The sequence below is a fragment of the Williamwhitmania sp. genome, assembly GCA_035529935.1.
In the GTDB taxonomy this organism is placed as follows: domain Bacteria; phylum Bacteroidota; class Bacteroidia; order Bacteroidales; family Williamwhitmaniaceae; genus Williamwhitmania.
Genome location: DATKVT010000092.1, coordinates 1 through 3944 on the forward strand (window position 1 = coordinate 1; position 3944 = coordinate 3944).

Here is a 3944-nt window from a genome sequence, read left to right on the forward strand (position 1 = left end):
TCAAACCGATCGAGGTCAAGAAGCACGGGAAGCTGGCCAAAAGCATTTTTAAATATGGTCTAACCTACATCGCAACTGTGCTGCTAAACGCTTATTATCAAGACAATATCGGAATATTTAAATTTTTGTCATGTACTTAGCTTCTTAAGTCTAAAATTATTTTTCGCTTATCATCTTTTTTCATTGTCGATTATAATTATGGCACATAATTCGTTTAAATAAACTTTAAACTGTATTTATTCACCCATATTGGCAAGCATTGTACTGCCTTTACCGTATAAAACTCTAATTTACACTTTTCTAAGCATGCAATCAATATCATTCCAAATTATTTTATTGTAGCAGAGCTCAACGCTAATGTTTTAGGCTGTTTTGCAAACCTAATCTTCGCTACCTAAATTCCTTAATGGCTATATACCTCTGCTGGAGGGTTTCTAGTGCTCGTTGTCTGTTTTTTGGCGCTCCTCTCTTACTTTATCCCAAAGCGCCGTGTTGTTTGGATCGCTTATGGCTTGTTTTAGTGCTGTGGCAAGAGCCGGATGGTTTCTGTATTTGAATTCAATCCATCTGTTGGTGGGGGTAACCATTATCAGCAAGCCAACTCCTCCAATAACTGCTATGCGAATAAGTATTCGAGCGTAATATACGGACCTGCTTTTTAGGTATTTAACAACACTAAAAATGGCAATAACTAATACTCCCCAAAGACCAGTGTTTATGTTAATATCGGCGCTTGGCCATAACATAGCTTTAAAGAGTATGCCAATAATGATCATGGAAAGAGAAGCTCCAGTAATGGCTGCTCCAATTAATCTTAAGCTGTTACTGCTTTTATAGCTTTCTTTTTTGAAAATGTATCTAAACTTAATGCCATTGAATAGTGCAAAACCAAAGTAAAAATAGAGGGACGCGAGTAAGGAAAGCGTAATGGCTGTTAATATTCCGCCGCCCGGAATTAAAAAGATATTTAAAAATAAGGCAATCACTGAAAGTGCCGCAACTATTACTTCCGCTTTTTTCATGGCTTGTTTATGTTTTGTATTTGAAATTCTTGCTTTTGCTAAGTTAAAGGAATTTGCTGCTTCAATCGAGGGATCAGCAGCCTAACCACCGTGCCTTCGCCGGCATTAAAACTTGTTTTGGTATTCCACATCTAGCCTATTTTGAGGCCTTGGTTTGGTAGCTATCCAACAGGCTCAGCTTATTGTTGGCAACCAGCAGCTCGTGCTGCAGGTGTTCAATCTTTTTCAGCAGGTGGGCAATGGCATCTATCCCTTCTATGTTTATCTGAAGCTCGGTATGAAAGAATATCAAGCTTTCCAGCGGTTTGAGCTGCTCCTCGGTAATGCAGTAGCTGCTACCTTCCACTATAAGCTCTATGTGGCCAAGCTCGTGCAGGGTTTGAATGAACGATTCATCAACTTTCCAATGAGTGCACACCTGTTCGATACGAATTAAGCTACTTGTTTTCATTGGTTCTAATGGTTTTTAATTTTGAAAGCAACTCTTTTTCTGCTTCGGTGAGGTGGGTAGGAAGCTTTACTTGGTAGCTAATGTATAAATCGCCAAACTCACCCTCCTTCTTGTAAACGGGGAATCCTTTCCCTTTTAGCTTAACGGTGGTTCCCGGTTGGGTTTCCGGCGCAACCTTCAGCTTTACCTTCCCATCGAAGGTATCCACCAGAATATCACCCCCAAGCAACGCGGTATAGAGGTCTAAGTCCACCGTTCTATAAAGGTTGCTGCCGTCGCGCTTAAAGCTTGTGTCGTTTTCAACGGTAAACGTAATATACAAATCACCGCTTGGACCACCGTTTAGGCCGGCAGTTCCGTGCCCCGCAATTTTAATAATCTGCCCATTTTCAATACCTGCCGGAAACGTAAGGCGAATGCTCTTGCCGTTAACGGTCACCACCTGCTTTTGGGTTTTATACACCTCGGTCAACCTGAGGTGCATTTCGGCATTCACATCCCTTCCTCTAAACCTCGACTGGCTATGCTGCCGCTCTTGCCCCCCAAACATCGATTCAAAGAAATCGGAAAAATCACCGGCGTCCTCCTGCTGAAATTGATGACCTGAGCTTCGCCGCGATTGGCTTTGCTGCTTCTTTGCTGCTTCAAAATCGTCGGCGTGCTTCCAGTCCTTACCGTATTGATCGTACTTTTTCCGATTTTCGGGATTGCTCAATACCTCATTCGCTTCGTTTATCTCCTTAAACTTCTTTTCGGCCTCCTTGCTGCTTGGATTCAGGTCGGGATGATATTTTCTGGCAAGCCTCCTATACGCTTTCTTTATCTCCTCCGGAGAAGCGGATTTGGTTAGCTCTAGTATTTTGTAATAATCTATGAATTCCATTTTTTAACTTTTTTATGCGTGGTAGTAGTCATCTAGAGCATTACGGCCACGGCTATGCGGTCGGCTTTCTTCTCTGTCCAATTGTGCCAAGCTGTTCCATTATTTTATTGTCTCACCACCCTTTTTGTCGGCCTCAGCTGGTTCCCATAACTCTATTTTGTTGCCTTCTGCGTCCATAATATGAACAAATTTTCCATAGTCGTAGGTGGCAATGCTGTCAAGTATGGTTACGCCGTTTGCTTTGAGCTTGCTTACGAGTCCTTCAATATTCTGGACTCGGTAATTAATCATAAAATCCTTTTTGGATGGGGCGAAATATGCATCTCCTTTTTTGAAAGGGCTCCATTGAAGCGAGTTTATCTCGTCGGGTTTGCTAACGTTTCTGGATTCAAAACTCGACGAACCCCATTCGTTGATTTCAAACCCTAAATTTTTGGCATACCACTCTCTCGTTTCCTTGGGATTGTCAGAGAAAAAGAAGATCCCTCCAATGCCAGTTACCTTAGGGGTAGTGTCGTTAGTTGAAGGGGTGTTTGTGGTTTCATTTTTTCGCTCTTCCATATTCTTCGTTATTTTATTTGGCGAGTTGCAGCTTGTAAGAGCTGTTGCAATGGAGATTGTTATTACTAGCCTAATCATTTTGTCTTTTTTTACTGATGTGTCATCGTTAAGCTGCTGTAAAAAGTTCCCGTGGTTGGGAGAGCTAGGGAGTAACGGCAGCTATCTCATGCCACAGTAAAAACATACTAATGTAGTGAAAACTTTCGTGTCTGTATTAGCTGGTCCAGATGGCGGGGGGTAGGTGTAGCCTTTTATTCTCCTAGTTTCGAGGTGATTTCTTCTTTCAGTTTCGGAAGGTGATTGATAACAATGCTCCAAATTAAATCGTCAGATATCTTGTCATAGCCGTGTGCAATTCTATTTCTGGTTCCTATGATATTATGGACATTTTCTAGCTGGAATTGTTTGTCTCGTTTCAATATTCTATTAACCGCCTCTCCAATTATTTCAATATCCCTTTCAACGGCTCGTTTTGTTCTTATATCGTTAATGTATTCATCGAACTTCTTTGGTCTCTCTTCAAAGTAACTCTCTATCTCTTTTATTGATTGTAGAATGTCGTACAACCAAGTTTTAATTTCGCTATCCATAAACTAGTTGTTTTGATGAATCAATGGATTGTCTTAAATATGGATTTTTGATTGCTTTCTCTTCCAATAAATCCACATCACGTTTAAAAAGCTTCTCTAGTGATTCTTTTAAGTCAAAGTAGTTATCTGCGTATTCATAAAGGTCTACATCCTGAAAGTCTACAACCAAGTCAATATCGCTATCCTTTTTGAATCTATCTGTCAATACTGAACCGAATACAAATAGCCGTCTCACCTTGTGTCTTGAGCACAAGTCTTGAATCTTGTCGATATTTCTTTCAATCAGGTTCATAGGACAAATATAGTTAATTTGGAAGATGAATCGCACAAAGGGTTATACACAACCTATTTATATATCTGATAAGACAGTTTAATCCCAACTGTTTCTAACAAATTTGCAACCCCAATCCTATATACCTAATCCCCTAATCCCCTAA

At 40.5% G+C, this 3944-nt stretch carries 6 protein-coding genes; all 6 read right to left on the reverse strand.

The annotated features are described in order from the left end of the window. Positions 1–434: 434 nt before the first annotated feature. Positions 435–1022 carry a hypothetical protein gene (locus tag VMW01_07170; protein ID HUW06024.1) on the reverse strand — a complete coding sequence of 196 codons (588 nt, stop codon included), beginning with the start codon at positions 1020–1022 and terminating at the stop codon, positions 435–437. 136 nt (positions 1023–1158) lie between these two features. After that, positions 1159–1473 (reverse strand): chaperone modulator CbpM, encoded by a 315-nt coding sequence (locus VMW01_07175; protein ID HUW06025.1) that lies wholly within the window; start codon positions 1471–1473, stop codon positions 1159–1161. Next, a complete protein-coding gene (locus tag VMW01_07180) occupies positions 1460–2356 on the reverse strand; it encodes a J domain-containing protein (protein HUW06026.1) in 897 nt (298 codons plus the stop codon). The genes VMW01_07175 and VMW01_07180 overlap by 14 nt, the downstream gene beginning before the upstream one ends. A 99-nt stretch (positions 2357–2455) precedes the next feature. After that, on the reverse strand, positions 2456–2995 hold the full coding sequence (locus VMW01_07185) for a VOC family protein (protein ID HUW06027.1): 540 nt from the start codon (positions 2993–2995) through the stop codon (positions 2456–2458). A 173-nt stretch (positions 2996–3168) separates the two neighbouring features. Beyond that, positions 3169–3507, reverse strand: a complete 339-nt coding sequence (locus VMW01_07190; GenBank protein HUW06028.1) for a HepT-like ribonuclease domain-containing protein — start codon at positions 3505–3507, stop codon at positions 3169–3171. After that, a complete protein-coding gene (locus VMW01_07195) occupies positions 3500–3799 on the reverse strand; it encodes a nucleotidyltransferase domain-containing protein (GenBank protein HUW06029.1) in 300 nt (99 codons plus the stop codon). The genes VMW01_07190 and VMW01_07195 overlap by 8 nt, the downstream gene beginning before the upstream one ends. Positions 3800–3944: the final 145 nt, after the last annotated feature.

Bases quoted from the DNA above. Each gene is read 5' to 3' on its own strand.
- VMW01_07170 (HUW06024.1), bottom strand. From the start codon at position 1,022: ATGAAAAAAGCGGAAGTAATAGTTGCGGCACTTTCAGTGATTGCCTTA.
- VMW01_07175 (HUW06025.1), bottom strand. From the start codon at position 1,473: ATGAAAACAAGTAGCTTAATTCGTATCGAACAGGTGTGCACTCATTGG.
- VMW01_07180 (HUW06026.1), bottom strand. From the start codon at position 2,356: ATGGAATTCATAGATTATTACAAAATACTAGAGCTAACCAAATCCGCT.
- VMW01_07185 (HUW06027.1), bottom strand. From the start codon at position 2,995: ATGATTAGGCTAGTAATAACAATCTCCATTGCAACAGCTCTTACAAGC.
- VMW01_07190 (HUW06028.1), bottom strand. From the start codon at position 3,507: ATGGATAGCGAAATTAAAACTTGGTTGTACGACATTCTACAATCAATA.
- VMW01_07195 (HUW06029.1), bottom strand. From the start codon at position 3,799: ATGAACCTGATTGAAAGAAATATCGACAAGATTCAAGACTTGTGCTCA.